General features: G+C 68.4%; 26 protein-coding genes. 11 read left to right on the forward strand and 15 right to left on the reverse strand.

Going from position 1 to position 23,157, the window contains the following annotated elements:
• Positions 1-114: 114 nt before the first annotated feature.
• From AB0J95_RS15260 to AB0J95_RS15275, 4 genes are all read left to right on the forward strand, one after another.
• On the forward strand, positions 115-666 hold the full coding sequence (locus AB0J95_RS15260; protein WP_364757974.1) for a type 1 glutamine amidotransferase domain-containing protein: 552 nt from the start codon (positions 115-117) through the stop codon (positions 664-666).
• Entirely contained in the window at positions 641-1,993 is a 1,353-nt protein-coding gene (locus AB0J95_RS15265; protein WP_364757413.1) for an MFS transporter, read from the forward strand. The genes AB0J95_RS15260 and AB0J95_RS15265 overlap by 26 nt, the downstream gene beginning before the upstream one ends.
• A gap of 72 nt (positions 1,994-2,065) precedes the next feature.
• Positions 2,066-2,473 (forward strand): four-helix bundle copper-binding protein, encoded by a 408-nt coding sequence (locus AB0J95_RS15270; protein ID WP_364757414.1) that lies wholly within the window; start codon positions 2,066-2,068, stop codon positions 2,471-2,473.
• A 340-nt stretch (positions 2,474-2,813) separates the two neighbouring features.
• Positions 2,814-3,092 carry a hypothetical protein gene (locus AB0J95_RS15275; RefSeq protein ID WP_364757416.1) on the forward strand — a complete coding sequence of 93 codons (279 nt, stop codon included), beginning with the start codon at positions 2,814-2,816 and terminating at the stop codon, positions 3,090-3,092.
• Here the strand turns inward: AB0J95_RS15275 and AB0J95_RS15280 are convergent.
• The 3 genes from AB0J95_RS15280 to AB0J95_RS15290 all read right to left on the reverse strand — a co-directional run bounded on the left by AB0J95_RS15280 (position 3,056) and on the right by AB0J95_RS15290 (position 4,703).
• Positions 3,056-3,292: a hypothetical protein gene (locus AB0J95_RS15280; protein ID WP_364757417.1), complete on the reverse strand. Its 237-nt coding sequence runs from the start codon at positions 3,290-3,292 to the stop codon at positions 3,056-3,058. The two genes, AB0J95_RS15275 and AB0J95_RS15280, sit on opposite strands and share 37 nt — an antisense overlap.
• On the reverse strand, positions 3,270-3,890 hold the full coding sequence (locus AB0J95_RS15285) for a hypothetical protein (protein WP_364757419.1): 621 nt from the start codon (positions 3,888-3,890) through the stop codon (positions 3,270-3,272). Before AB0J95_RS15285 ends, AB0J95_RS15280 begins: the two co-directional genes overlap by 23 nt.
• Positions 3,891-3,965: 75 nt before the next feature.
• The gene (locus AB0J95_RS15290; RefSeq protein WP_364757421.1) at positions 3,966-4,703 is read right to left on the reverse strand and encodes an SDR family oxidoreductase; all 738 of its coding nucleotides are present in this window, start codon (positions 4,701-4,703) and stop codon (positions 3,966-3,968) included.
• A 208-nt stretch (positions 4,704-4,911) separates the two neighbouring features.
• Between AB0J95_RS15290 and AB0J95_RS15295 the strand changes: the two genes are divergently transcribed.
• From AB0J95_RS15295 to AB0J95_RS15315, 5 genes are all read left to right on the forward strand, one after another.
• Entirely contained in the window at positions 4,912-5,856 is a 945-nt protein-coding gene (locus tag AB0J95_RS15295) for a MetQ/NlpA family ABC transporter substrate-binding protein (RefSeq protein ID WP_364757423.1), read from the forward strand.
• Complete coding sequence (locus tag AB0J95_RS15300) at positions 5,853-6,860, forward strand: methionine ABC transporter ATP-binding protein (protein WP_364757425.1); 1,008 nt, start codon at positions 5,853-5,855, stop codon at positions 6,858-6,860. The genes AB0J95_RS15295 and AB0J95_RS15300 overlap by 4 nt, the downstream gene beginning before the upstream one ends.
• Positions 6,860-7,522, forward strand: coding sequence for an ABC transporter permease subunit (locus AB0J95_RS15305; RefSeq protein ID WP_364757427.1), 663 nt, complete (start codon positions 6,860-6,862; stop codon positions 7,520-7,522). Before AB0J95_RS15300 ends, AB0J95_RS15305 begins: the two co-directional genes overlap by 1 nt.
• 53 nt (positions 7,523-7,575) lie before the next feature.
• Entirely contained in the window at positions 7,576-7,938 is a 363-nt protein-coding gene (locus tag AB0J95_RS15310; RefSeq protein WP_364757429.1) for a hypothetical protein, read from the forward strand.
• A 420-nt stretch (positions 7,939-8,358) separates the two neighbouring features.
• Entirely contained in the window at positions 8,359-9,156 is a 798-nt protein-coding gene (locus AB0J95_RS15315) for a class I SAM-dependent methyltransferase (RefSeq protein ID WP_364757431.1), read from the forward strand.
• On the opposite strand, the gene sigJ is transcribed toward AB0J95_RS15315, so the two are convergent.
• A complete protein-coding gene (gene sigJ, locus AB0J95_RS15320; protein WP_364757433.1) occupies positions 9,151-10,023 on the reverse strand; it encodes an RNA polymerase sigma factor SigJ in 873 nt (290 codons plus the stop codon). The two genes, AB0J95_RS15315 and sigJ, sit on opposite strands and share 6 nt — an antisense overlap.
• Before the next feature lie 114 nt (positions 10,024-10,137).
• On the opposite strand from sigJ, the gene AB0J95_RS15325 reads away from it, so the two are divergent.
• Positions 10,138-10,752 carry an LUD domain-containing protein gene (locus AB0J95_RS15325; protein ID WP_364757435.1) on the forward strand — a complete coding sequence of 205 codons (615 nt, stop codon included), beginning with the start codon at positions 10,138-10,140 and terminating at the stop codon, positions 10,750-10,752.
• 66 nt (positions 10,753-10,818) lie between these two features.
• Here the strand turns inward: AB0J95_RS15325 and AB0J95_RS15330 are convergent, their stop codons facing one another.
• The 10 genes from AB0J95_RS15330 to AB0J95_RS15375 form a co-directional block, all read right to left on the reverse strand.
• Positions 10,819-11,757, reverse strand: coding sequence for a right-handed parallel beta-helix repeat-containing protein (locus AB0J95_RS15330; protein WP_364757436.1), 939 nt, complete (start codon positions 11,755-11,757; stop codon positions 10,819-10,821).
• A 39-nt stretch (positions 11,758-11,796) separates the two neighbouring features.
• A complete protein-coding gene (locus AB0J95_RS15335; RefSeq protein ID WP_364757976.1) occupies positions 11,797-12,531 on the reverse strand; it encodes a pectate lyase in 735 nt (244 codons plus the stop codon).
• 58 nt (positions 12,532-12,589) lie between these two features.
• On the reverse strand, positions 12,590-13,816 hold the full coding sequence (locus AB0J95_RS15340; protein ID WP_364757438.1) for a pectate lyase: 1,227 nt from the start codon (positions 13,814-13,816) through the stop codon (positions 12,590-12,592).
• Positions 13,813-14,724, reverse strand: a complete 912-nt coding sequence (locus AB0J95_RS15345; protein WP_364757440.1) for a PmoA family protein — start codon at positions 14,722-14,724, stop codon at positions 13,813-13,815. Before AB0J95_RS15345 ends, AB0J95_RS15340 begins: the two co-directional genes overlap by 4 nt.
• Complete coding sequence (locus tag AB0J95_RS15350; RefSeq protein WP_364757441.1) at positions 14,712-15,824, reverse strand: Gfo/Idh/MocA family oxidoreductase; 1,113 nt, start codon at positions 15,822-15,824, stop codon at positions 14,712-14,714. Before AB0J95_RS15350 ends, AB0J95_RS15345 begins: the two co-directional genes overlap by 13 nt.
• Positions 15,821-16,360: a DUF624 domain-containing protein gene (locus tag AB0J95_RS15355; RefSeq protein WP_364757443.1), complete on the reverse strand. Its 540-nt coding sequence runs from the start codon at positions 16,358-16,360 to the stop codon at positions 15,821-15,823. The genes AB0J95_RS15350 and AB0J95_RS15355 overlap by 4 nt, the downstream gene beginning before the upstream one ends.
• Positions 16,360-17,190 (reverse strand): carbohydrate ABC transporter permease, encoded by an 831-nt coding sequence (locus AB0J95_RS15360; protein WP_364757445.1) that lies wholly within the window; start codon positions 17,188-17,190, stop codon positions 16,360-16,362. The genes AB0J95_RS15355 and AB0J95_RS15360 overlap by 1 nt, the downstream gene beginning before the upstream one ends.
• Positions 17,187-18,137 carry a sugar ABC transporter permease gene (locus tag AB0J95_RS15365; protein WP_364757447.1) on the reverse strand — a complete coding sequence of 317 codons (951 nt, stop codon included), beginning with the start codon at positions 18,135-18,137 and terminating at the stop codon, positions 17,187-17,189. The genes AB0J95_RS15360 and AB0J95_RS15365 overlap by 4 nt, the downstream gene beginning before the upstream one ends.
• Before the next feature lie 3 nt (positions 18,138-18,140).
• On the reverse strand, positions 18,141-19,400 hold the full coding sequence (locus tag AB0J95_RS15370) for an extracellular solute-binding protein (protein ID WP_364757449.1): 1,260 nt from the start codon (positions 19,398-19,400) through the stop codon (positions 18,141-18,143).
• A gap of 137 nt (positions 19,401-19,537) precedes the next feature.
• On the reverse strand, positions 19,538-20,692 hold the full coding sequence (locus AB0J95_RS15375) for a Gfo/Idh/MocA family oxidoreductase (protein WP_364757451.1): 1,155 nt from the start codon (positions 20,690-20,692) through the stop codon (positions 19,538-19,540).
• A gap of 171 nt (positions 20,693-20,863) precedes the next feature.
• Between AB0J95_RS15375 and AB0J95_RS15380 the strand changes: the two genes are divergently transcribed.
• On the forward strand, positions 20,864-21,844 hold the full coding sequence (locus AB0J95_RS15380) for a LacI family DNA-binding transcriptional regulator (protein WP_364757453.1): 981 nt from the start codon (positions 20,864-20,866) through the stop codon (positions 21,842-21,844).
• 5 nt (positions 21,845-21,849) lie between these two features.
• Here AB0J95_RS15380 and mmsB read toward each other — a convergent pair whose 3' ends face one another.
• Positions 21,850-23,073 (reverse strand): multiple monosaccharide ABC transporter permease, encoded by a 1,224-nt coding sequence (mmsB, locus tag AB0J95_RS15385; protein WP_364757455.1) that lies wholly within the window; start codon positions 23,071-23,073, stop codon positions 21,850-21,852.
• Positions 23,074-23,157 lie beyond the last annotated feature (84 nt).

A 23,157-nucleotide genomic window follows, 5' to 3' on the forward strand; every position in this document is an offset into this window, starting at 1 on the left:
GGCGGCGCGGACCCGCCCGAGCGGTGGTCGGCCGCCGGCCAGTACGGCACGACCCCGCGGGAACAGCGGGAAGGCGAGTCCCTTGACGAGCGGCTCCGTGAGGAGGAACCGGAAATGCCACAGCCACTGCGTGGCCGCAAGATCGCGATCCTGGCCACCGACGGCGTTGAGCAGGTCGAACTGGAGGAACCACGCTCGGCCGTCACCGAAGCGGGCGGCGAGGCCGTGCTGGTGTCCCTGTCCGATGAACCGATCCAGGCGATGAACGCCGACGTCAACAAGGCGGACACGTTCGCGGTCGACCTCACCGTGGAGTCGGCCTCGGCCGAGGACTACGACGCGCTCATCCTGCCGGGCGGCACCACCAACCCGGACCGGCTCCGCCAGGACACCCAGGCGGTCAGCTTCGTGATGGACTTCTTCCAGTCCGGTAAGCCCATCGCGGCCATCTGCCACGGCCCATGGCTGCTGGTGGAGGCCGATGTCGTCCGCGGCCGCACGCTGACCTCGTACCCGAGCGTGCGCACCGACATCCGCAACGCCGGTGGCACGGTGGTCGACAAGGAGGTCGTCATCGACGGCGGCCTGATCACCAGCCGCAACCCGGACGACCTGCCCGCGTTCTGTGAGGCACTGGTTCGTGAGTTCGCCGCCGCGCAGTCGTAGCCGGGAGAACGGCCTGCTGCTGGTCGTCATGTGCGTGGGCATGTTCCTGGTGCAGCTGGACGTCACCGTGGTGAACGTTGCCCTGCCACAGATCGCCGACGACCTGCACACCGGTTTGCAGGGACAGCAGTGGGTGGTCGACGGGTACGCCGTCGTCCTCGCGAGCCTGCTGCTGGCCGGGGGCACGATCGGTGACCGGTACGGCCACAAACGGGTCGTGCTGACCGGTTTGGCCCTGTTCGGCGCCGCGTCGCTGGTCTGCGGCGTGGCGCCGAACGTCGGCCTGCTCATCGCCGGACGGGCCCTGCAGGGGCTGGGTGCTGCCCTGTTGCTGCCCGGCACGCTGGCCGTGATCACGCGGGCGTTCCCGGACGAGAAGGAGCAGGCGCACGCGGTCGGCATCTGGGCCGGCGTGTCCGCACTGGCGCTGCCCGCCGGGCCGCTGCTCGGCGGCGCGCTGGTGTCCGGGGTGAGCTGGCGGGCGGTGTTCCTGATCAACCTGCCGGTCATCGCGGTCGCGTTCCCCGCGGCGATCCGGCTGGTCCGCGAAACCGTCGACAAACACCCACGCCGCCTGGACATCCCCGGCATGGCCCTGGCGACGCTGACCTTGGCCGCAGTGGTCTACGCGGTCATCACCAGCGGACCCAACACCGCTGTGTGGGTCGCCGCCGCGGCCTCGCTGGCCGGGTTCCTGCTGTGGGAACGGCATACGCCAGATCCGTTGCTGCCGTTGCCTTTGCTGCGTCACCCGGCCTTCGCCGGACCGAACCTCGTGGCCGGGGCGATGAACCTCGTCGGGATCGGCACGATCTTCGTGGCGACGCTGTACCTGCAGACCGTTCAGCACCACAGCGCGATCGTCGCGGGCGCGATGCTGCTGCCGTTGTTCGTGCCGCTGGCCGCGCTGGCCCCAGTCACCGGACGGCTGACCGGCCGCTACGGTCCCCGGCTGCCGATGACCGGCGGGCTGGTCCTCGGCATCCTCGGGTCCCTGGCCCTGCTCGGGCTGTCCCCCACCAGTTCGTACGGCCGGCTACTCCCGGTGCTGCTCGGCCTCGGCGTCGGGATGGGCCTGCTCACCGCCGCCGTGGTCGCCGCCGCCGTCCGCTCGGTGCCTCCCGACCGGTCGGGTTTGGCCAGCGGCGTGAACAACACCGCCCGCCAGACCGCCGGAGCCATCGCCGTGGCCGCATACGGCGCCATCGCCGGGTCGCCCACCGACGGCGCCGGGTTCACCTCGGGTCTGCACACGATCGGCGTGATCGGCGCGGTCGCCTGGGCCGCGGCGCTGGCGTTGACCTGGTTGACGGTTCCCAGCAAGTAACTGGCCGTGTGTCACATCCCGCGGCGACACGCTGTCCTAGCTGCTGACGACTCGCGTTCCTAAGGAGGCAAAGTGTCTTTGGCAGCACAGGTACTCGAGACCCATCCAACCGCCCAGGGTGGACCGAACCGGGACGCGCTCGCCAAGTGCGTCGAAGAATGCTTCACCTGCGCCCAGGTTTGCACGTCGTGCGCGGACGCGTGCCTGAGCGAGCCGAACATCGCCGAGATGACCAAATGCGTCCGCTCGGCCCTCGACTGCGCTGATATCTGTGACACCACCGGCCGTGTGCTGTCCCGGCAGACCAGCACCGACACCAACGTCGTTCGCTCGGTCCTGGAAGCGTGCGCCGCGGCCTGCAAGGCATGCGGCGACGAGTGCGAGCGTCACGCGACCATGCATGAGCACTGCCGCATCTGCGCCGAGGCCTGCAGGCGGTGTGAGCAGGCTTGCCGCGACCTGCTCGCGTCGCTGGCCTGACCGGCCACTGTGGTTCCCCTCGGTTTGCGGGAACCACAGCTACACGTCGTGATCAAGACGAGTGCAGGGTGGGACGGGTGCCGACGGGCTGACTGCGCACCATTCTTCGCCCGCAGTGCGAGCACTGAAACCTCAGGTCGACCGATATGGCCGAGAGCTTATCCAGGCTCAGCGATGTCGTTGAGCGGGCCGGTACACGCGCTGGTGCGGGAGGATGCGTGTGTCGAGATTGGACAGTCGCGCCGCTTACGCCCGGCCCCGCTAGGACGCCGCGCGCACCACCGCTGTTTGTGGCACGATCGGATCAAGGCGGGCCTGTTCCTGACATGAGGGGATGCTCATGGACGACAAGACCACTGAAGTTCCACCCCGGTTCTGGGTCGGCAACCTGCACTCGTTGCTCTGCGCCTTCTACGCGGTCATCCTCGTGCTGCTGGCCTTCACCTGGAGCGACCAGACCAAGACCGACATGAACATCAGCAGCCCGTTCCTCCTCGTCGTCGCCGCCATCCTGCTGATCCTCAGCTTCGTGTTCGCCCAGCTGGCCGGTGCCGACCGCCGGGCCGCCGAGGAGCAGGCCGCTCAGCAGGCCGCCAGGTCCAACAACCGCTCCATCTGAGCCACCGGCAGATACCCGGACCCGGCCGCGGGGGCCTTCACCACCGGTTCCGCCTCGTCGTCCAGTAGCCGGACGAGAGCGGGCACCGGCAGGTTGCGATGCCCCGCCACCGCGATCCGCACCCGGCTGTCCGTGTCACCGGCCAGCGGCACGGCGAGCCCTGCAGGCAGGTCCGGATCACGCGGCGCGAGGCACCGCATCCTGGGGTCCGGGTCCCCGGCGAACCGCTGCAGGGTCTCCGCCGGGAAGACGAAGTCGTCCGCAGGCCGCCACCTGGTGCGCTTCACCGGCCGGTACTCCCGGTCCGATCCACCCGGCGGTGGCGAGATCCACCAGGTGCGGTGCGCTGCGGGCCATCGCCGTGCGCACCGTGCTGTCCTCATCCCGAAGCAGCCGCTGCACAACATCCGGCGGCAGGTCCCGGGACAACGCTGCCGACGCCCGGATACACGGGAACGGCGAGTCCACATGAGACAGTGGCTGATCGGCGGTCCACTTCACCCGAAGCATCTGTAACTCGATCCACCCCGCGAGGCCCCAAGGGTCGTCATCCCGCGCCGACGCGCCCTCCAGACTGGCGTAGATCGCCGCCCGCAACCCGTCGGGAGTGTCCGCCCGCGCGAAGACACCGGCCCGCACCAGGCCATTCGGGTCCGCGCCAAGCTCGTCCCGCAGGTCGGCGGGCCGCTGAGGATGCCTGGCGACCTCCGCCCGCACCTGCTCATCCGGATCCCGGGCCAGCCGCTCGGCGGTGGACGCGTTGCGCCAGCCATCCGCGAAGCACGCAACCACTGGCACGACTGGACCGACCTCGTCCACCCCGGCCAGACCACCTAGCCGGCCAGCGAAATCACGGGCACCCCAGGGAAAAGCTCATCTCCGGCTGAGGCCTCCGTCCACGAAGTACTGGCTGGCGGTCACATAGGAGGCTTCGTCGGAGAGCAGGAACAACGCGACCGCGGCTGCCTCGTTCGCCGTGCCGACGCGGCCGAGTGGGGTGCGGCCGGACACGTCGGCCTCGAAGTCCGCCCGGAACTCGTCGGGCATGAAGCCGCGGAAGTCGGTGTCGATGGCGCCGGGCACCAGGGTGTTGACCCGGATGCCACGGCCGGCGAACTCGGCGGCCCAGCCGCGGGCCACCGCGACCAGCGCACCCTTCGTCGCCGCGTAGACGGTCGCCATCGGACTGCCCTCGTAGGTCGACGTCGATGAGGTGACCACCACCGACGCGCCGTCGGCGAGGTGCCCGCCCAGCCGCGCGAGCTGGAGCACCGGGCCGCGGACGTTGGTGCGCATCATCCGGTCGAAGAACTCGGCGGTGATCTCGTCCACCGCGGCCACGTCCGCGTACCCGGCGTTCAACCACAGACCGTGCAGCGGCCCCACCTGGGCGACAGCGCTGGCCAGCTCGTCGGCCGCCTCCGGGTCACTCGCGTCGTTGCGCAGCACCGTCACACCGGGTAGCGCCTCCTGCACGGCTTTGAGCCGGTCCGGCCTGGTCCCGGTGAGAATCACCTCACCACCCTCCCGGACGATCCGTTCGGCACCCGCGAGCCCAATGCCGCTGGTACCCCCAGTGATCAGAACCCGTTTCCCAGTGAACCTCGACATACCACCTGTTTACCCATCTACCAAGAACCCAATCAAAGTCCACAGTAGACGCGAAATGTGACGGCGGTCTCCCCCGCATCCATTCTGTAGCACGCAAAGTAGCCGAATGCCAGTTCGCCGGGTTCCACGACCGGATGGTGGAACGATTTGGATCGGGGTTCTGGTGGCCGGATGGTGGCGGTCAGGATTCTTCAGGGGAAAGGCAGTCATGGCTGAGCAGAACATCTCCGGCGGCGCCACCGCGCTTCCGGAGCGGCCGAAGCGCAACCGCGGGCTTCTGATCGGAATCGCGGTGGTTGTTGTCGTCGCTGTGGCGGCGGTCATTGTGTTCGCGACTCGGGGGCAGGACGCGGCGGCCGGGAGGACGACGGTGCGGATCGGGACCACGGAGGCGGGTGCGGCGTACTGGGGTACGTTCCGGGATCTGGCCGCGCAGCAGGGGATCGACCTGGAGGTGGTCAGTTTCAGTGACTACACGCAGGCCAACCCGGCGCTGTCGCAGGGCCGGATCGATCTGAACCTCTTCCAGCACTTGCTGTTCCTGGCCAACTACAATGTGGCCAACAACGACACGCTCACGCCGATCGCGTCTACCTATGTGGTCCCGTTGTCGTTGTACTCGCGCAAACACAGTGCTGTCGCGGAGGTTCCGGCTGGTGGCACGGTCGCCATCCCGAACGACCCGACCAACCAGGCCCGCGCGCTGCTGGTGTTGCAGAAGGCCGGTTTGGTCACGCTCAAGGGCGGCGGCAACGTGCTGTCCACACCGGCCGAGATCGACAAGGAACGGTCCAAGATCGTTGTCACGCCGGTGGATGCCGCGCAGACCGTGGCCGCACTGCCCTCCGTGGACGGTGCCATCGTGAACAACAACTTCGCCCTCAACGGTGGTCTGGACCCCTCCAAGGCGTTGTTCGCCGACAACCCGGCGGACCCGGCCGCCGAGCCGTACATCAACGCGATCGTCGCCAGGGCCGCGGACAAGGACAACCCGGTGTACGCCGAGGTCGCCAAGATCTACAAGAACCCGCAGGTGGCCGACAAGGTCCGCGCCGAGGCCAAGAACACGTCGGTGCTCGTCGACCGCGCCCCGGCCGACCTGGCCGCGATCCTCGGCCGGTTGTCCACCACGATCCGCTCGACCCGGTCGTGACCGCGCCGCTGATCGAGTTCCGGGGTGTCGGCAAGACCTTCGGCGGCGTGACGGCGCTGGACCGCGTCGACCTGACCATCGACGCGGGCGAGATCTACGCGGTCATCGGTCACTCCGGCGCGGGCAAAAGCACGCTGGTGCGGCTGGTCAACGCCCTGGAACGGCCCACCTCCGGGACCGTCCTGGTGGACGGCGTGGACATCACCGATCTGCCGGAGCGGCGGCTGCGGCAGGTCCGGCTGGGTATCGGCATGGTGTTCCAGCAGTTCAACCTGCTGCGCTCGCGCACGGTGTTCGGCAACGTGGCCTACCCGCTCAAGGTCGCGGGCTGGAACAAGGCCGACCGGGAGAAGCGGGTGGCCGAGCTGCTGAACTTCGTCGGGATCGCCGACCGCGCCTGGCACTACCCCGACCAGCTGTCCGGCGGGCAGAAGCAGCGCGTCGGGATCGCCCGCGCGCTGGCCACGAACCCGAGGATCCTGCTGGCCGACGAGTCGACCAGCGCGCTCGACCCGGAGACCACCGGCGAGGTGCTTCGCCTGCTGCGCCGGGTGAACCGCGAGTTCGGCGTGACGATCGTGGTGATCACGCACGAGATGGAGGTCGTCCGGGAGATCGCCGACCGGGTGGCGGTGCTGCAGGACGGACGCGTGATCGAGCAGGGTCCTGTTAGGACAGTGTTCGCCGAGCCCCGCGAGCCGACCACGAAGAAGTTCGTCGAGACCGTGCTGCGCGCGCGGCCCGATCCCGGTGACCTGGAACGGATCCGGGAACGCCATCCGGGCCGGCTGGTGGTCGCGCGGGTCAGCGACGACCGCCGGGTGGGTGGCGTGCTGTCGGATGCCTTGGGGCGCTACGACGTGCGGTTCGAGATCGTGCACGGCGGTGTCAAGGAACTGGGCAGCACCTCGTTCGGCAGCCTCACGCTCGAACTGACCGGCGCCGACGTGGACAAGCTCATCGCCGACCTCCGCGCGGCCACCGATGTGGAGGAACTGACCTGATGGGCACCAACTGGGACACCCTGCGGCCGCTGCTGTTCGACTCCATTGGACAGACACTGTGGATGGTCGCCGCAACCCTTGTGGTGGGCGGGTTTCTGGGCCTGCTGCTGGGTATCGCGCTCTACAGCACGCGCCCGGGCGGAATCCTGGCCAACCGCCCGGTGCACACCGTGCTGAACGTGGCGGTGAACATCATCCGGCCGATCCCGTTCATCATCTTCATCACCGCCATCGGCCCGGTGACCATCGCCGTGGTGGGCACCCAGCTGGGCACCGCCGCGGCCACGTTCGCCCTGATCGCGGCCGCCACGTTCGGCATCTCCCGGATCGTCGAGCAGAACCTCGTCACCATCGACCCCGGCGTCATCGAGGCCGCCCGCGCGATGGGCGCGAGCCCGCTGAGGATCATCACCTCGCTGCTCGTTCCGGAGGCCCTCGGGCCGCTGATCCTGGGCTATACCTTCGTCTTCGTCGCGGTGGTGGACATGTCCGCGGTGGCGGGCGCGATCGGCGGCGGCGGGCTGGGCGACTTCGCCATCGTCTACGGCTACCAGCGGTTCAACTGGGCGGTCACCGGCGTGGCGGTCGCGATCATCATCGTCCTGGTGCAGCTGGCCCAGTTCACCGGAAACCGGCTGGCCCGCCGCGTCATGCGCCGCTGACCGGCGCCGGTTGTGGCAGCATCAGGACCACAGCCGGGCAGGAAGGAAGCGGCATGGCGCTGGGGCGAGTACTGGTGATCGGGCTGGATCCGGCCAAACTCGACGGCTGGGATCCCGAGCCGGTCCAGGCGGCGATCGCACGTGGTCACGCGCGGTTCGGTGAGTTGGGGATCGAGGCCGACATGTGCCTGGTGGACCCCGCGGACAACGCCGAGGCGGCGATCGTGGAAGCGTTGACCCGCAAGGACTACGCGTGCGTGGTGATCGGCGGCGGGATCCGCAAGCACGAGCCGCTGCTCGACCTGTTCGAGAAGGTCGTGAACCTGGTCCGCCTGCACGCACCCAACGCGGCGATCGCCTTCAACAACACCCCGGAGGACACCCCCGACGCCGCCCTCCGCTGGCTTGGCAGGTAACCGCCGAGCCACTTTCCGCTGGCAGCCCACTACCGAGGGACCTTCCTTCCGGGCCGCCACTCCACAGTGGCGAACGATCATTCGCCTGGGCCGCAGTCAACCCATGCCCCCGATCTGAACGGACCGGAGCGTGGGCTCCCATTGACAGGGGGGAGTCTCAGAATCCGTACCCGGCGAAGCGCGACCGGATGAAGCGCGACGAAAGGCTCATCGACCGTGCGAATCCCAAGGACATGGCGGAGATCGCCCGGGCGCTGACCCTCCGTGGCAGCTCGGGCTGTTGCGCCGCGAGCAAGTTCCGCCTGGCGCCGCCACCGGTGATGGACCGGATCACGGTTCATAGGCCCCGACGTTCACAACATGCAGGCCTGGGCCACTTTGGACCGGGTTTGAAGCGCCCGGAGACCATAGGATCGGGCGATGTCAGGCGAACTGCCGCCGGCCGGGACCGCTACCGGCCGGAAACCGCGTTATCGCACCTGGATCCGCAGGTCCCGGCTGGTGGTGTTCGCCGGGTTGAGCGTGGTCTGCCTGGTCGGGGCGGTGTTGGCGTTTCTGTCGCCGTGGTTCCTGTTGTTCCTGCTTCCGCTGGGCCTTTTCGGTTACATAACAACGATTCTGGCGCTCACCGTGTACCGGTTCGCGCCGTGGGGCGGGGATCTGCAGCGCCGGGTCCACGAGCTGATCGTGGCCAAGGCCGCGCTTCCGCCCGGCAGCAAGGCACTGGATGTGGGTTGTGGGAGTGGGAGCCTGGCCATCAAGCTCGCGAAGGCGGGCAGCGTCGTGACCGGCGTCGACTCGTGGGGCCAGGACTGGGAGTACTCCAAGGATCTCTGCGAGGACAACGCGCGGATCGAGCAGGTGGCCGACCGCACCGCCTTCGACAACCAGAGCGGCGCGGCGCTCCGGTTCGACGACGGCAGCTTCGACGCGGTCGTCAGTTGCCTGACGTTCCACGAGATCGCAGATGTGGAACGCAAGACCGACGGTGTGGCCGAGGCTTTGCGGGTGCTACGGCCGGGTGGGCGGTTCGTGTTCGTCGACCTGTTCGGCGATCCGGCGTTCTACCCCGACGGTGTGCTGGCGGCGATCGACCGGGCCGGGGCGTCGGTCGTGGAGTCCGGCAGCCTGGCCGAGTCCCTGCCGTTGCCGTTCCCGTTGCGGCACCCCAAAGTGCTCGGCCACGCGATGCTGGTCGCCGGCACGAAGGACTCATGACGTCCACGGTCGGAGTTTGTGCGGGTTGCGGACCGCCCAGATGCGCTTGATCCGGTCGCCCTCGATCTGGAACGCGTACACCGTCACGGTGACGCCGTCGAGCTGGGCGATCAGGCCCGGCTGCCCGTTGACGGTGGTCTCGTGCAGCGTCAGGCCGGGTGCGACGTTGGCGATGTGGACATACAGACCGGCCACTTGTTCACTGCCGTGGATCGGTTCGAGATGGGCGATGACCAGGCCGTCGCTGTCCGCCACCGTCGTGGCGCCGGGGTCGAGCAGGCCGACCAGGGCCTTGATGTCCTTGGCCTCCCAGGCGGCCTTGAAGTCCCGCACGAGCGCGGCCTGCCGGGCCTCCGGAACAGGCCGAACGGCCCGGACCCGGCGGCGGGCCGACGACGCCAGCTGACGGCAGGCCGCCTGCGACCGGCCCAGCACCCCGGCGACGTCGGCGAACGAGTACCGGAACACGTCGTGCAGGACGAACGCGACCCGCTCGGCCGGGGTCATCGAGTCGAGCACGACCAGGAACGCCATGGTGATCGACTCGTCCAGGGTGACCCGGTCGGCCGGATCGGCGTCCGGCCGGCCGCTGAACCACTCGGTGTGCCCCGGCAGCGGCTCGGGGACCCACTCCCCCACGTACGTCTCGCGCCGGGCCCGCGCCGAGCCGAGCTGCGTGAGGCAGATGCGGCTGGCGACCGTGGTCAGCCAGGCACCCGGCGACTCGATGGCCTCCTGCTGGTCGGCTGACATGGCGTACCAGCGGGCATAGGTCTCCTGGACGACGTCCTCGGCGTCGGCGATCGACCCCAGCAGCCGGTACGCCAGGCCGATCAGCTGACGCCGTTCGCTCATGATCGCGGTCATCGGGCTCCCCTTCTCATCGCGGCTCACCACTCCGACACCTGAGCGCCCGGAAACGTGACCTCACATTCGCGCGCGCCACCTGGTCGGACTCCTGGAGACCACACAGGAGGAACCATGACCACGCTTTTCACCGCTCCCGCGTCCGCCCGGAGCCTGGACCGGGCGGCCACCGCGCTGAAGGAACACGGCTTCGCGGCCGAGATCCTCCAAAACGCCGAAGCAGCCCGTGACCGTGTGAAAGAGCTGATCCCGGAGGGTGCGAGCGTGTTCACCGGGGCCAGCGAGACCCTGCGGCTGTCGGGCATCGAGCAGGACATCGCCACCAGCGGCCGCTATGAGGCCATCCGGCCCCGCGTGCTCGCCATGGACCGCGCCACCCAGTCCGACGAGATCCGGCGGCTGGTCTCCGCCCCGGACGTCTCGCTGGGCAGCGTCGCCGCGGTGACCGAAACCGGCTCGCTGCTGATCGCCTCGGCCAGCGGCAGCCAGGTCCCGGCGTTCTCCGGCGGCGCGGGCCACCGGATCTACCTCGCCGGGGCGCAGAAGGTCGTCCCCGACCTGCCCACCGCGCTGCGCCGCCTGGAGGAACACTCCCTCCCGCTGGAAAGCGAACGCGCGATGGCCGCCTACGGTGTGCCCAGTGTCGTCAACCGCCTGCTCGTCCTCAACGGCGAACCGTTCCCCGGACAGGCCACCGTGCTGCTGCTCCGCGAGGCCATCGGGTTCTGAACCGGTCAGCGGTGGTCCCGCACCCGTGCGCGGCAGGCGCGGGACCACCAGGCCGATCAGGGCGGATCAGCCGGCCTTGCCGGCACCTGCCCCGTTCTGCACGGCCGCCTTGACGCCACTGGCGGTGTCGAGCGTGTACGAGTACGGGATCGCCTTGACGCTCCCGCCCTGCTGCCCGCTGCCCGAGCCGGTGAGGAAGTTGTTCCGCGCCACCAGCGCACCGGCGGGCGAGCTGCCCTCACCGAGGTGGAACGGGTCCTTGACGTTCTCGAAGTAGTTGCCCTCGACCAGAACGCCGGCCTCCATTGTGGACGCCACGCCGTAGCTGGTCACACCGGCGTAGTAGTTGTTGTAGACGTGCACGGGATTGCCGAACCGGACTCGTGGGTGCCGTTGGGTCGTGGCGTCGAACCAGTTGTGGTGGTAGGACACCCGCAGGTGGCCGCGGTCCTGGCTGCCGTTGTCGTCGCTGTGCCCGAGCAGCATCGTCTTGTCGTGGTTGAGGAACTTGTTCCACGACACGGTGATGAAGTCGGATGCGCGCTTGATGTCGATCAGGCCGTCGTGCGCGTGGGACAACGTGTTGTGGTCGATCCAGACCTTCGTCGAGCCCTCCTGGACGTTGATGGCGTCGTCCGAGGAGTCCTTGAAGTTCAGGTTCTGGATGATCACGTTGGTGACGCCGGACAGGTTGAGCCCGCCACCGCTGATGCCGGACCCCGAGCCGACCCCCACGAGGGTCTTGTTGGACGCCACCTTCTGCATACCGCTCACCGTGATCATCCCGCTGACCCGGATGACCGCGGCCGGGCCGGCCTTCATCGCGGTGATCAGTGCGGACGCGGTGGTGACCGTCACCGGTGTGGCGCTGCCACCGCCGGTGGTTCCCGCGCCGAACCCGGTCGGCGATCCGGCCGCGGACGCCTGCCCCGCGGTGACGACGGTCAACGCCGCGGCCATGGTGGCCACGACACCGCCGGTGAACGCTCGGCGTGAAATGGACATGTCTCGTTCCCTTCCTTCCCTTGGTCGTCCGCCGAGCCGTTAGCGGTAGGTGACGTCAGAGGTCTTGTACAGGCAGTTCGTGCTGTCCGGACCGGACCCGATCTCGGTCGGCTCGCCGCTGGTGACGCCCTTGTACTTGTCGCACACCTTGATCTTCTTCTTGCTGTCGTTGACGATCGTGATGCGCGTCAGTTTGGCGGTGTCGCCGTAGTTGGTGTTGATGCCGACGATGGCTTTGCCGGGGGCGGTCGCGGTGATGTTGTCGACCACGACGTTGCGGCGGTACTGGGTCTTGCAGTTGCCGCAGGACCGGTAGAGCTTGCCGAAGTCGTCCACCTGGAAGTTGCGGATGATCATCGTGCCCGGACCGTTGTGCTGGAACACCTTGTCGGACGCCTTGCGGGCGCCGCCGCCGTCGATGGTCATGGTCTGCGACGATGAGGTGCCCTTGAGCGTGGCCGCGTCCTCGCCGACGTCCTCCCACCAGACGTTCAGCAGCGTGCACGTGCCGGCGCAGTGCACACCGTCGGCGGCCGGGCTGCCCAGGATGACGTTCTTCAGCGTGGAGCCCGCGGCCAGGTCGAAGATCGGGTCCTGATCCTCGTTCTGGCCGCCGCTGCCGAGCGCGCCGGTGCCGTAGAAGCGTTTCATGCCACCGTCGTAGACGCCGCTGACGGGAATGGTGGCGCTGACCGGTTGGGACGATGTCGGGGTGGGCCAGCTGGCAGCGGTTGCACCGGCCGGTACGGCGACCAAGGCAGCACCGACCATCATTACCACTGTGGACAGTTTCTTGAGTGCAGGGAACACCAAGAACCTCCCTTTCACAGAGTTAGTTTCGGCCGACCCCCGCTCTGTCGCGCACCAGGCGCGGCACCGCGATGGTGGGGTCGACATGGGTGACGAGCGTGGGCTGCCAGCCCACGTCCGTCGCGAGATCGGGGTCGAAGTCCCGGTTGTACGCGGCGACCAGGTCCACCGGCCGGCGGTTGACGATCGTGCCGGTCGCGTGGATGGCCGTTCCCTTCCAGTAGTGGACGATCGTGCTTGGGTTCACGTTCGCCGTCTCGAAGAAGTTGTTCTCCGCGTAGATCCTTGACTCGACCCCGACCCCCAGCGAGTACGAGTACTGCGCTGAGTCCGGGATGACATACAGGTTGTTGTAGACGTGCACCTGGCCGTAACGCACTCGCGGTGCCCGCTGGCCCAGGTTCTCGAACATGTTGTGGTGCAGGGTGATGCGCAGCTTGCCGACGTCATAGGTGGGCTTGTCGGTGTTGCCGAGCAGCATGGACTTGTCGTGGTCGTGCAGGTAGTTGTAGGTCGCGGTCACCAGGTCCGTGCCGTTGACCATGTCGAACAGTCCATCGTGGACCTCCCAGCGGTGCCCGAAGTACGTGGGCAGCTCGGTGGTGGCGCCGTCGCTGAACTCGCAGTGGTCCACCCACACGTGGGTCGCACCCATCAGGGTCAGGTTGTCGTACTCGGAGTTCCAGTTGCCGGTGGCACCATCGTTCGGATCCCATTGCGGGAAGCAGTCGTACGCGTCCTCGAACCGCAGGTTGCGGATGATCACGTTGTCCGAGCGCACCATCAGGTTGACGCCACGGAGGGTGGCGTCGTCGCCTAAGCCCACGATCGTCGTGTTCGCCCCGACCGGAATCACCACCCGCGCCTGTTGGTTGGCTTGCGACCGGGCACGCGCTTCCTCCAGCGGCCCGGTCACCGGCGCGGTTCCCCAGGTGGCCGGGTCGTACTGCTTGAGGTACGCGGCGAGGCTGTAGCCGGGGTCGGCGTACTGGTCACAGGTCATCGGCGAGTTGCCGTCGACCGTCCCGGCGACATACACGATCTTCGGGGTGTCGCCGGTCAACGCGGTCACCAGCTGGGATCTATTGTGGACGGTGTAAACGTGGTCCCTGGTGGCGGTCGAGCCGCCGGTCGTGCCCGCGCCCCACCCGTCCCTGGGGCCCAGCACCTGGCGGCCCAGGTTCTCGAAGTCGGCACTTGCCGGGACCGCCGTCGCGACAAGCAAGATCGCTGCCAGGAATAACTTCATAGCTTCTCCGCGAGGTAGTTCTCGATCCTTTCGGTGTCCCAGGCCCCGTCGGCGATCACGGCGTGGTGCGTGAAGGTGACCGGCTCTCCGGGTTCGAGCAGGAGCGGTTCGTGGAACGTGACGGCGAAGCTGACCACCGGGAAGGGCGCCGACCGGACGTACCACGGCGTGGGATATCGGACGTTCGACGGCCGGTCCACGAAGACCACAGTGGACTGTCGCAGCGTGATGTCGTGCCGCCCGACGAAAGCCAGCCAGGATGCCCGGTGCCCCATGGCGTCGTCCCCGCTGACGCCGTCCGAGGTGATCACCTGGCCGCCGACGAAGGATCGTGGCCCGCGCCAGAACAACCCGCCGTAGCCCGCGGTCGGCCTGCCCTCGGTGACCGGGCTGCCCCACCGCAGTTGCCGGTCGCTGGTGTTGCACAGGCGGCTGGTCCAGGTCAGCAGCCACGACCCGGCGGAGAAGTCCACATCGGACACCTCGATGAACCGGTCCTCCAGCAGCCACGGTTCGCCGGACCTCGTCTGCCAGATCAGCCGGTGGCCGAGTTCGGCGCGACCGTCGGCCGACCGGGTGTGGTGCCAGTGCACGTGCCTGATGGATCCGTTGTTGTCCAAGGGCGTGTACCCCTGGTCGCGGACGAAGGTGCGCCCGCCCCAGAAGTTCTCGCCGGAAAGGTTGGCGGCGGTGAACTGCAGGCCGTTGTGCCAGGTGTGGTCGTGCGGGCGGACCGCGCTGACCACCTCCCCAGCGGTGGTGCGCAAGGGATGCAGGTACGGCTTGGGCGAGTCGGACTGCGGCGCGCCTGGCATGACCACGTACTCGGCCAGCTCGACGTCACCCGCCTGGACCCGGATGCCGCCCTCGGTGGTGACCACCTGGAGCGTGTCGGTCAGCTCGCCCATGCCACCCCCAGTTCGGAGAACAACGCCATTTCCTCGGCCGCCGCCTCGACCAGCCGGTCCACGCCGTGCACCACGTACCGGCGCTCCAGGCCGTCGTCGATCGACTGCACCCACTGCGCCGGAATCCGGGTCGGCCCGGCCGAGTCCCGGACCGCCTGGACGAACGCCGTGAAAGCGCGCGTGTGACTCAACGGCGCCACCAGCGGGGTACGGTCGCGCACATGGCCGGCCAGGTTGCGCAGCAGGTCGATCGGCGGCCCCACCGGGATGCGGGTGTCGTTGATCTCCAGCCAGTCCGAGCGGTACCACCAGCGGGCCTTGCCGCGGGTGGTGTGCAGGACGACGTACGGCTCCTGTTGTCCTTCCGCGCACAGGGTTGCGGCGGCCACGACTTGGATGCCGTTGGGGAAGGTCAGCCTTGCACTGGCGGTGTCGTCGGCCTCGATCCGGCGGGCGTGGTGCAGCTCGACCTCGATCCGTGAGGGCAGCATGTCCGCCTGACCGGCTACGAGGATCGCCGAGGCGACCGCGTGCGCGAACGGGTTCGTCAAGGCCCCGTCGACCACGAACGCCTCCCCCAGCCTGCGCCTGCCTGCCCACGGGTTGCGGCCGTAGTACCGATCGCGCCGCACCCACGCCCCCGCAGCACCGACACCGGTCAGCTTTCCCAGCACCCCGGCGGCCAACGCAGCTCGCAACGCGGGCAACGCCATCGACCCGAAGCTCTGGAACCCCACCTGGACAGCGGTGCCCCGGGCGGCCGACGCCAGCTGTTCGAACTCGGCGAGCGACAGCACCGGCGGTTTCTCGACCAGGACATGGCATCCCGCGCCCACAGCGGCCAACGCGACCGACAGGTGGGTGTGCGGTGGCGTGGCGACCACGGCGATCTGTGGACGTGCGCCATCGAACACCTCGTCGGCATCGGCGCTGATCACGCCGCCGACGGGCAGCAACGCGGCCGCCTCGGGCGACACCGGCCGCACATCGCAGATCCCGGCGAACACGATCTCCCCGGCGTCGTGCAACTCCCGCGCCCGGCGCAGATGCGTCACGGCGTACCCGGACGACCCGAAGACGACAACCCTGGGAGCGCTCACCGAGTCGCTCCCACAGCCGCCAGCGCCAACGGACCGGCCACCAGGAACAGCATCAACGGCTGCATCCACACCAGTACGCCCGCGGTGACAACGGCCGCGACCAATAGCGCCGACGACCGCATACGCAGCCGCACCGCCGACCGCACCGCCGCGACCCACCCATCGCAAGTGGACACAACAGCGCACGTCCGGACCACCACGACGGCCAGGAAAGCGGCGATGAAAGCCAGGAACACCGGCATCACAGCACCTCCCGGCGCGCCCGCCCGCATGGCCGCGAAGTCCAGGACCACCACCAGACCGGCGACGAGAGCCAGCAGCGTGAACGGGACACCGCCACGCAGCTGACGCCGGAACTCGGCCCGGAACAAGGCAACCAACGGCGGGTAGTCCCCATCCCGCCACCGGCTCACCACCGCGCATCCGGCCGCGAACGCCGGGGCCGCGGTGACCACCGGCAGGGACGCCACGCAGACCAGCATCCCGACCTGCAGGCAGTCGCCGAACTCGGTCAGCCGTTCCCGCCACACCGCCATCACCCCTTCAGCCCGCTCGTGGTCACGCCCTGCACGAGCCGGCGCTGGAACACGAGGAAGAACAGCACGATCGGCACCAGCGCCAGCGCGGACATGGCGAACATCGCGCCGAAGTTGGACTGGCTGCTGGTGTCCACGAACAACCGCAGTCCCAAGGGGACGGTGAACTTGTCGGTGTCGTTGAGGTACACCATCTGCGTGAAGAAGTCGTTCCACGTCCAGATGAACGTGAAGATCGACGTGGTGACCAGCGCCGGTTTGGTCAGCGGCAGCACGACGTACCAGAACGTCCGGTACACCCCGCAGCCGTCGATGGTGGCCGCCTCGTCCAGCTCGCGCGGGATGCCCCGGATGAACTGGATGATCAGGAACACGAAGAACGCCTCGGTGGCCAGCAGTTTCGGCAGGATCAGCGGCAGGAAGGTGTTCACCAGCCCGGCCTGCTGGAAGATGATGTACTGCGGGATCAGCGTCACGTGGTGCGGCAGCATCAGGGTGGCGATCATGAACACGAACAGCGGGCCGGACAGTCGGAACCGCAGGCGCGCGAACGCATACGCGGCCAGCGTGCACGACATCACGTTGGCCAGCACCGATCCGCCCGCGACGATGAACGAGTTGAGGAAGAACCGGCCGAACCCGATGCCCGCCGCGCCCTCCCAGCCCTGCCGGTAGCCGTCGAGCACGAACCGGCTCGGCAGCAGGCGCAGGCTGGACAGGATCTCCGCAGGCGGCTTGACCGACGCGAACGCCAGCCACACCAACGGGTACAGCACGACCGCGACCCCGGCCAGACACAGGACGTGCCAGAGCACCCGGCGCGCGGTCATCGGTTGTCCCCGTAGAACACCCACAGCCGGGCGGTGCGGAAGATGACCGCGGTGACGATCCCGATCACGACCAGCAGCACCCACGCCATGGCCGACGCGTACCCCATCCGGAAGTCCTCGAAGCCGCGCTGGAACAGGTACAGCGTGTAGAACAGCGCCGAGTCCGCGGGCCCGCCCCGGCCACCGCCGATCACGAACGCCGGGGTGAACGCCTGGAACGCGTGGATGGCCTCGAGCACCAGGTTGAAGAAGATCACCGGGGACAGCATCGGCAACGTGATGTGCCAGAACCGGTGCAGCGGCCCGGCACCGTCCACTTCGGCAGCTTCGTACAGCTCACGCGGGATCTGCTTGAGCCCGGCCAGGAAGATCACCATCGGCGCGCCGAACTGCCACACCGCCAGCAAAACGATCGACCACAGGCTGTACGAGGGGTCGTCCACCCAGCTCGGGGTGTGCAGGCCGACCGAGTCGAGCAGCTCGTTCACCGGCCCGCCCTCGGTGAACATCGCCCGCCACACCAGGGCGGCAGCGACGCTCGCGCCGAGCAGCGACGGCGCGTAGAAAGCCGCGCGGTAGAAGCCGTTCGAGGCGGCCCGCGTGTTGAGCAGCATGGCCACCAGCAGCGACGCGATCAGCTTCAGCGGCACCGAGGCCAGCACGTAGATCAGCGTGACCTTGACCGACTGGAGGTAGCGGGCGTCGTCGGTGAACATCCGCACGAAGTTGTCGAAGCCGACCCAGTGCGGCTCGGTGAACAGGTCGTAGTCGGTGAACGACAGGTACAGCGACACGATCATCGGCCCGACCGTCAGCAGGACCGCACCGGCGATCCAGGGCGCGAGGAACACGTACGCCTGCGGCTGGTTTCCGGTTCGCCGCTTCGGTTTGGGCCCCGGTGCGACCGGGGCCGGGACCGAAGGGCTGGAGGTGTGCAGGAGGGTCATGGTCTACTGCAGGTCCTTCTTGGCCTCGGACATGAACCGCGCCACCGCGTCGTCCACGCTCAGCCGTTCGAACGCGACCTCTTCGTAGGTGCGCTGCAACAGTTTCTGGATCGCCCCCGCGCCCTTGGGCGGGACCGGCGGGGCCGCGCCGAGCTTGGGTTCGATGGCCGCCTCGTAGTCGAAGATCACCTTGTCGGTACCGGTGGCCGCGGCGGCGAGCTGCTGGCGGACCTTGAGGTTGGGCGGCAGGCCACGGTCGGCGCCGAGGATCTTGCCCGCGTCCGGGTCGTTGACCAGGAAGTCGACCAGCTTGGCGGCGGTGTCCTGCGCCTTGCCGCGAGCCGAGACGGACAGGAACATCGTCGGCCGCCGGTACTGGCCAGTGGTGCTGGGATCGTCGCTCGGGTAGGGCGCAACGCCCATGGTTCCGCCATTCGCCTTCTGGAAACTCGGGAACACGCTGTCGTAGGCGAACTCCGCCGCGGTCAGCTTCTTGCCCAGCGGCGACTGCTCGGGCGCGGTGTTGTAGGACGCGGAAACCTCAGCCGTAGTCCCGGCTTTGCTCGTGCGGAAGCCGGATGCCAGCTGCCAGAACGCTTTCAGGTCGGCGTCGGTGAACCCGAGACCGCCGTCCGGGGCGTAGAGCTGCTTGCCGCGCTGCCGCAGCCAGATCTCCAAGGCGCTGTCGAGCATGCCGAAGTCGGTGACACCGCGCTTGGTGAACCCACCGGCGGCGCTGACCTTCTCAGCGGCGGCGCGGAACTGCTCCCACGTCATCGGCTTCGACAGGTCGATTCCCTCGTAGGCCTTGGTGTCGTAGACGAGCGAGGACGCGTTCTGCGCCCACGGCACGGCGTAGCGCTTGTCGGCCAGCATGCCGGTCTTGGCCAGCTCGGGGCTGATGTCGGCCAGCGACACCTGTTTACCTGCACCCTCATTGAGGTCCAGCAAGACCTTACGGGAGCCGTACTCGGACAGGTACCGGGTGTCCATGGTGATCACGTCGGGCGCGTTGCCGCCCGCGGTCTGCGTGGCCAGCTTCTCCCAATAGGCCGCATAGGCGGAGAACGTGGTCTGCACCTTGACGCCGGGATTGCGCTGCTCGAAGAGGTCCACGGCCTTGCGCGTGATCGTCGCGCGGCTGTCACTACCCCACCAGGCGAAGGTAATGGTGACGTCCCCGCCGCCGCTGCTTCCCGTTCCCGTCGCGCACCCGGCCAGCAGGGCCGGCACCAGTAAAGCGGCGAACACGCGCCTGATCATCCGTCGCTCCGTCCGTTTGCAGAATTTCATGCAAAGCCGGACAGTAGGAGCGCTTCCGGAACCGTGTCAACGCCGGATTTCGTTGCGGTTATTGAGATCTGTGCGTTCGATGAGGTGGCGGACCGTTTTCAGAAAACTCACTGCCGGACGATCACCCGATGGACGCCGCGCCACCACCGGTTCGGCCCGGCCCACGGCACGCCGATCTCCGAGAACAACGCGAGCCGCTCGGCCGCCACCGCGACCTCCTCACCGATGCCGCGCACCACCGGATGACGTTCCGGGCCATGGCCGACGGTACGGATCCAGCCCTCCGGGATGGGCGCGGGCCCGGGCGCGTCCCGGACCGCTTGCACCACTGAGGCGAACGCCCGCGTCTTGCTCAACGGCGCCAGCAGCGGCACGCCGTGGGAACGGTGGTCCAGCAGGTTGCGCAGCAGATCCGTCGGCGGCCCAACGGGAACGTGCTCGTCGTTGATCTCCAGCCGGTGGGTCTTGTACCAGAACTTCGCCCGGCCCTCGGTGCCATGCACGAGCACGAACGGCTCGTGGTCCTGCTCCGCGCACAACGACGCAGCCACAACGATTTCCGGCCCCGCGTCGAACCGGAGCCGCAAACAAGCCGTGTCGTCGGCCTCCAAGTCACGCGTTCCGAACAGTTCGAGCGTGATGTCCGACGGATCGTTGCCCGCCATACCCGCGACCAGCAGCGCAGTCGCCACGGCGTGCGAGAACGGGTTTGTCAGCGCACCGTCCACGACGGCCTGACCGTCCAGCCAGCGGCGGCCCGCCCACGGGTTGCGCGCGTAGTAGGCGTCGGTGCGCACCCACGCTCCGGCCGCGCCGATCCCGGTGACCTCGCCGAGCCGTCCCTCGCCGATGGCCTGCAGCAACGGCGGCAGCGCGGCCGAGCCGAAGCTCTGGAACCCGGTCTGGCAGATCCGGCCGTGGGCGGCCAACTCGTTGTACCCGGCCAGATCCAGCACGGGCGGGGTCTCGATCAGCACGTCCGCGCCGGCGCGCAGGACCTCGCTGGCGATCGGGACGTGGGAGTGCGGCGGGGTGGCGACGACGACCACGTCCGGCGCGATGTCGTTCAGCATTCCGGTGAGGTCGTTGTGGATTCCCGCACCGGTCGGCATCAGGGCGAGCGCTCGTGGGGCGGGCGGCCGGATGTCGCAGGCACCGGCGAAGATCGCGCGGCCCTCGTCGTGCAGGGCCCGGGCCCGTCGCAGGTACGTGAACGCGTACCCGGACGTGCCCACCACGGCCAGACGAGCGGCACCCGCCATTGGGTCTCCGATCCTGTGAACACACGCGTTTCCGCAAATCACGCTATGGCCGGGCCGCACCCGTGTCAAGCCGCGAACATCCTGGTGCAGAAGGGTTTCCGGCGCGGCGAATTGACAAGCACCCCGCGGGCTTCACATGATGTTTGTGCAAGCCTGCGCGAGGGAGCCTGCGTGACCGTCACCATCCACGACGTGGCCCGCCGGGCCAAGGTGTCCATCTCGACGGTGTCCCGCGCCTTCACCGCCCCCGGCCTGGTGAAGCCGGACACCCGCAACCGGGTCCTCAGCGCGGCCAACGACCTCGGCTACCACCCCACCGGTGGCCCGCGCAAACCGGTACACCGCACCGGCCACATCGGCATCATCGTCTCCGACCTCGGCAACCCGTTCTTCACCGGCATTCTCAACGGAGTACAGGCTCGCGCCCGCCAGGACGACGTGGCCGTGTTGTTCGCCAACAGCGACGGCGACCCGGTGACCGAGGAGAACCTCGCGCGCGACATGGGCAAGCAGGTCGACGGATTGGTGTTGTGCAGCCCGTGCATGAGCGACGCCCAGCTGCGCGATCTCGCCCGCCAGACCAGCCTGGTGCTGCTGGACCGGCAGATCGACGATGTTCCGTCCGTGGTGATGGACAGCGCGGGCGGCATGCGCCAGGCCATCCAGCACCTGGCGGCGTTGGGGCACAAGCGATGCGCGTTCGTCGGCGGTCCGAGGGACGCGTGGGCCGACACGGCCAGGCGGGCCGGCCTGCATCCGGCGGCCGAGGAACACGGCGTGCAGGTCGTCGAGTTCGGGCCGTTCCCGCCGAGGTTCGAGGGCGGCCTGCAGGGCGCGGACCTGGCCCTCGCGGCCGGGGTGACCGCGATCATCGCGTTCAACGACCTGGTGGCGTTCGGGATCCTGGCGCGGCTCAACGCCCGCGGTGTGCCGGTGCCCGACGAGGTGAGCCTGGTCGGCTTCGACGACCTGGCCTTCGCGGCCATCTCGGCGCCACCGCTGACCACGGTCGCGATGCCCACCGAGGCGGCCGGGCGCGCCGCGGTGAACGTGCTGCTGGCGTTGCTGGACGACGACCACCGCACGGCGACGAACCGGTTGCTGGACACGTATCTCATCGTGCGTGCCACCACCGCCCCACCGCGATCATGACGCTGTCATGACACTGCGCGCTTCTTCGTCCAGATGTCGTAGGCCACCGCAGCGAGCAGCACCAGTCCCTTCACCAGCATGACCCGCTCACTCGGCGCGCCGAGCAGCGACATGCCGTTGTTGATCACGGCCATGATCAGGCCACCGGTGACCGCGCCGACGACCTTGCCGACCCCGCCCTGCACCGCGGCGCCACCGATGAACGCGGCGGCGATCGCGTCCAGCTCGAACGCGGTACCCGCGGTCGGCCCGGCCTGGTTGAGCCGGCCCGCGAAGATCACCCCGGCCAGCGCGGCCAGCACGCCCATGTTCACGAAGATCCAGAACGTGACCGACTTGACCTTCACGCCGGACAGCTCGGCCGCCTGCTTGTTGCCGCCGATCGCGTAGATGTGCCGGCCGAACACCGACCGGTTGGCGATCAGCGTGTAGCCCAGCACCAGAACGGTCAGCAGAACCAGCACCCACGGCAGGTTCTTGAACCGCGCCAGCTGGATCACCACCGCGAGCACCACCAAGCTCGCGCCGCCGACCTTGAGCACGAACACGCCGAACGGATCGACCTGCTGCAGGTACCCGAGCCGCGCTTTGCGTTGCCGCCACTGGACGAACACGATCGCGGCCACACCGGCCACGCCCGCCAGCAGGCTCACCAGGTCCGCGCCGCCGAGCGGTCCGAGACCGATGTTGCCCAGATAGCCGTCGGTGAAACCGTTGGACAACGTGCGGATCGCCTCCGGGAACGGCCCGATCCCCTGGTTGCCCAGCACGGTCAGGGTCAGCGCCCGGAACGCGAGCATCCCGGCGAGCGTCACGATGAACGCGGGGATCCCGAAGTACGCGACCCAATACCCCTGCCACGCCCCGATCACCGCGCCGGCCACCAGCGTGATCAGCAGCGCGGGCAGCCACGGCATGCCCATGTTCACCGTCAGCACCGCGCACAACGCCCCGCACACCGCCACCACCGAGCCGACCGACAGGTCGATGTGCCCGGCGATGATGATCAGCATCATGCCCATCGCCAGGATCAGAACGTACGAGTTCTGCACGATGATGTTGGAGATGTTCTGCGGTTCCAGCAGCACACCGTTGGTCAGCACGGTGAACAGCACGACGATCAACGCGAAGGCGACGTAGATCCCGCCCTCACGCGGGTTGAACGAGAACCGTCGAAGCTGCGGCGGCGCCGTGTCGGCCGCCTGCGCGGGTTGTTTGGTCACTGTCATGACGGTTCCGCCTCCCCGGAATTAACCCTTTTGGTCACGTTGGGTTGGCACCATCCAGTTCGGCACGTACCGGTGGTCAAGTCG

It is taken from the genome of Actinocrispum sp. NPDC049592, assembly GCF_040675465.1.
Taxonomy (GTDB): domain Bacteria; phylum Actinomycetota; class Actinomycetes; order Mycobacteriales; family Pseudonocardiaceae; genus Kibdelosporangium.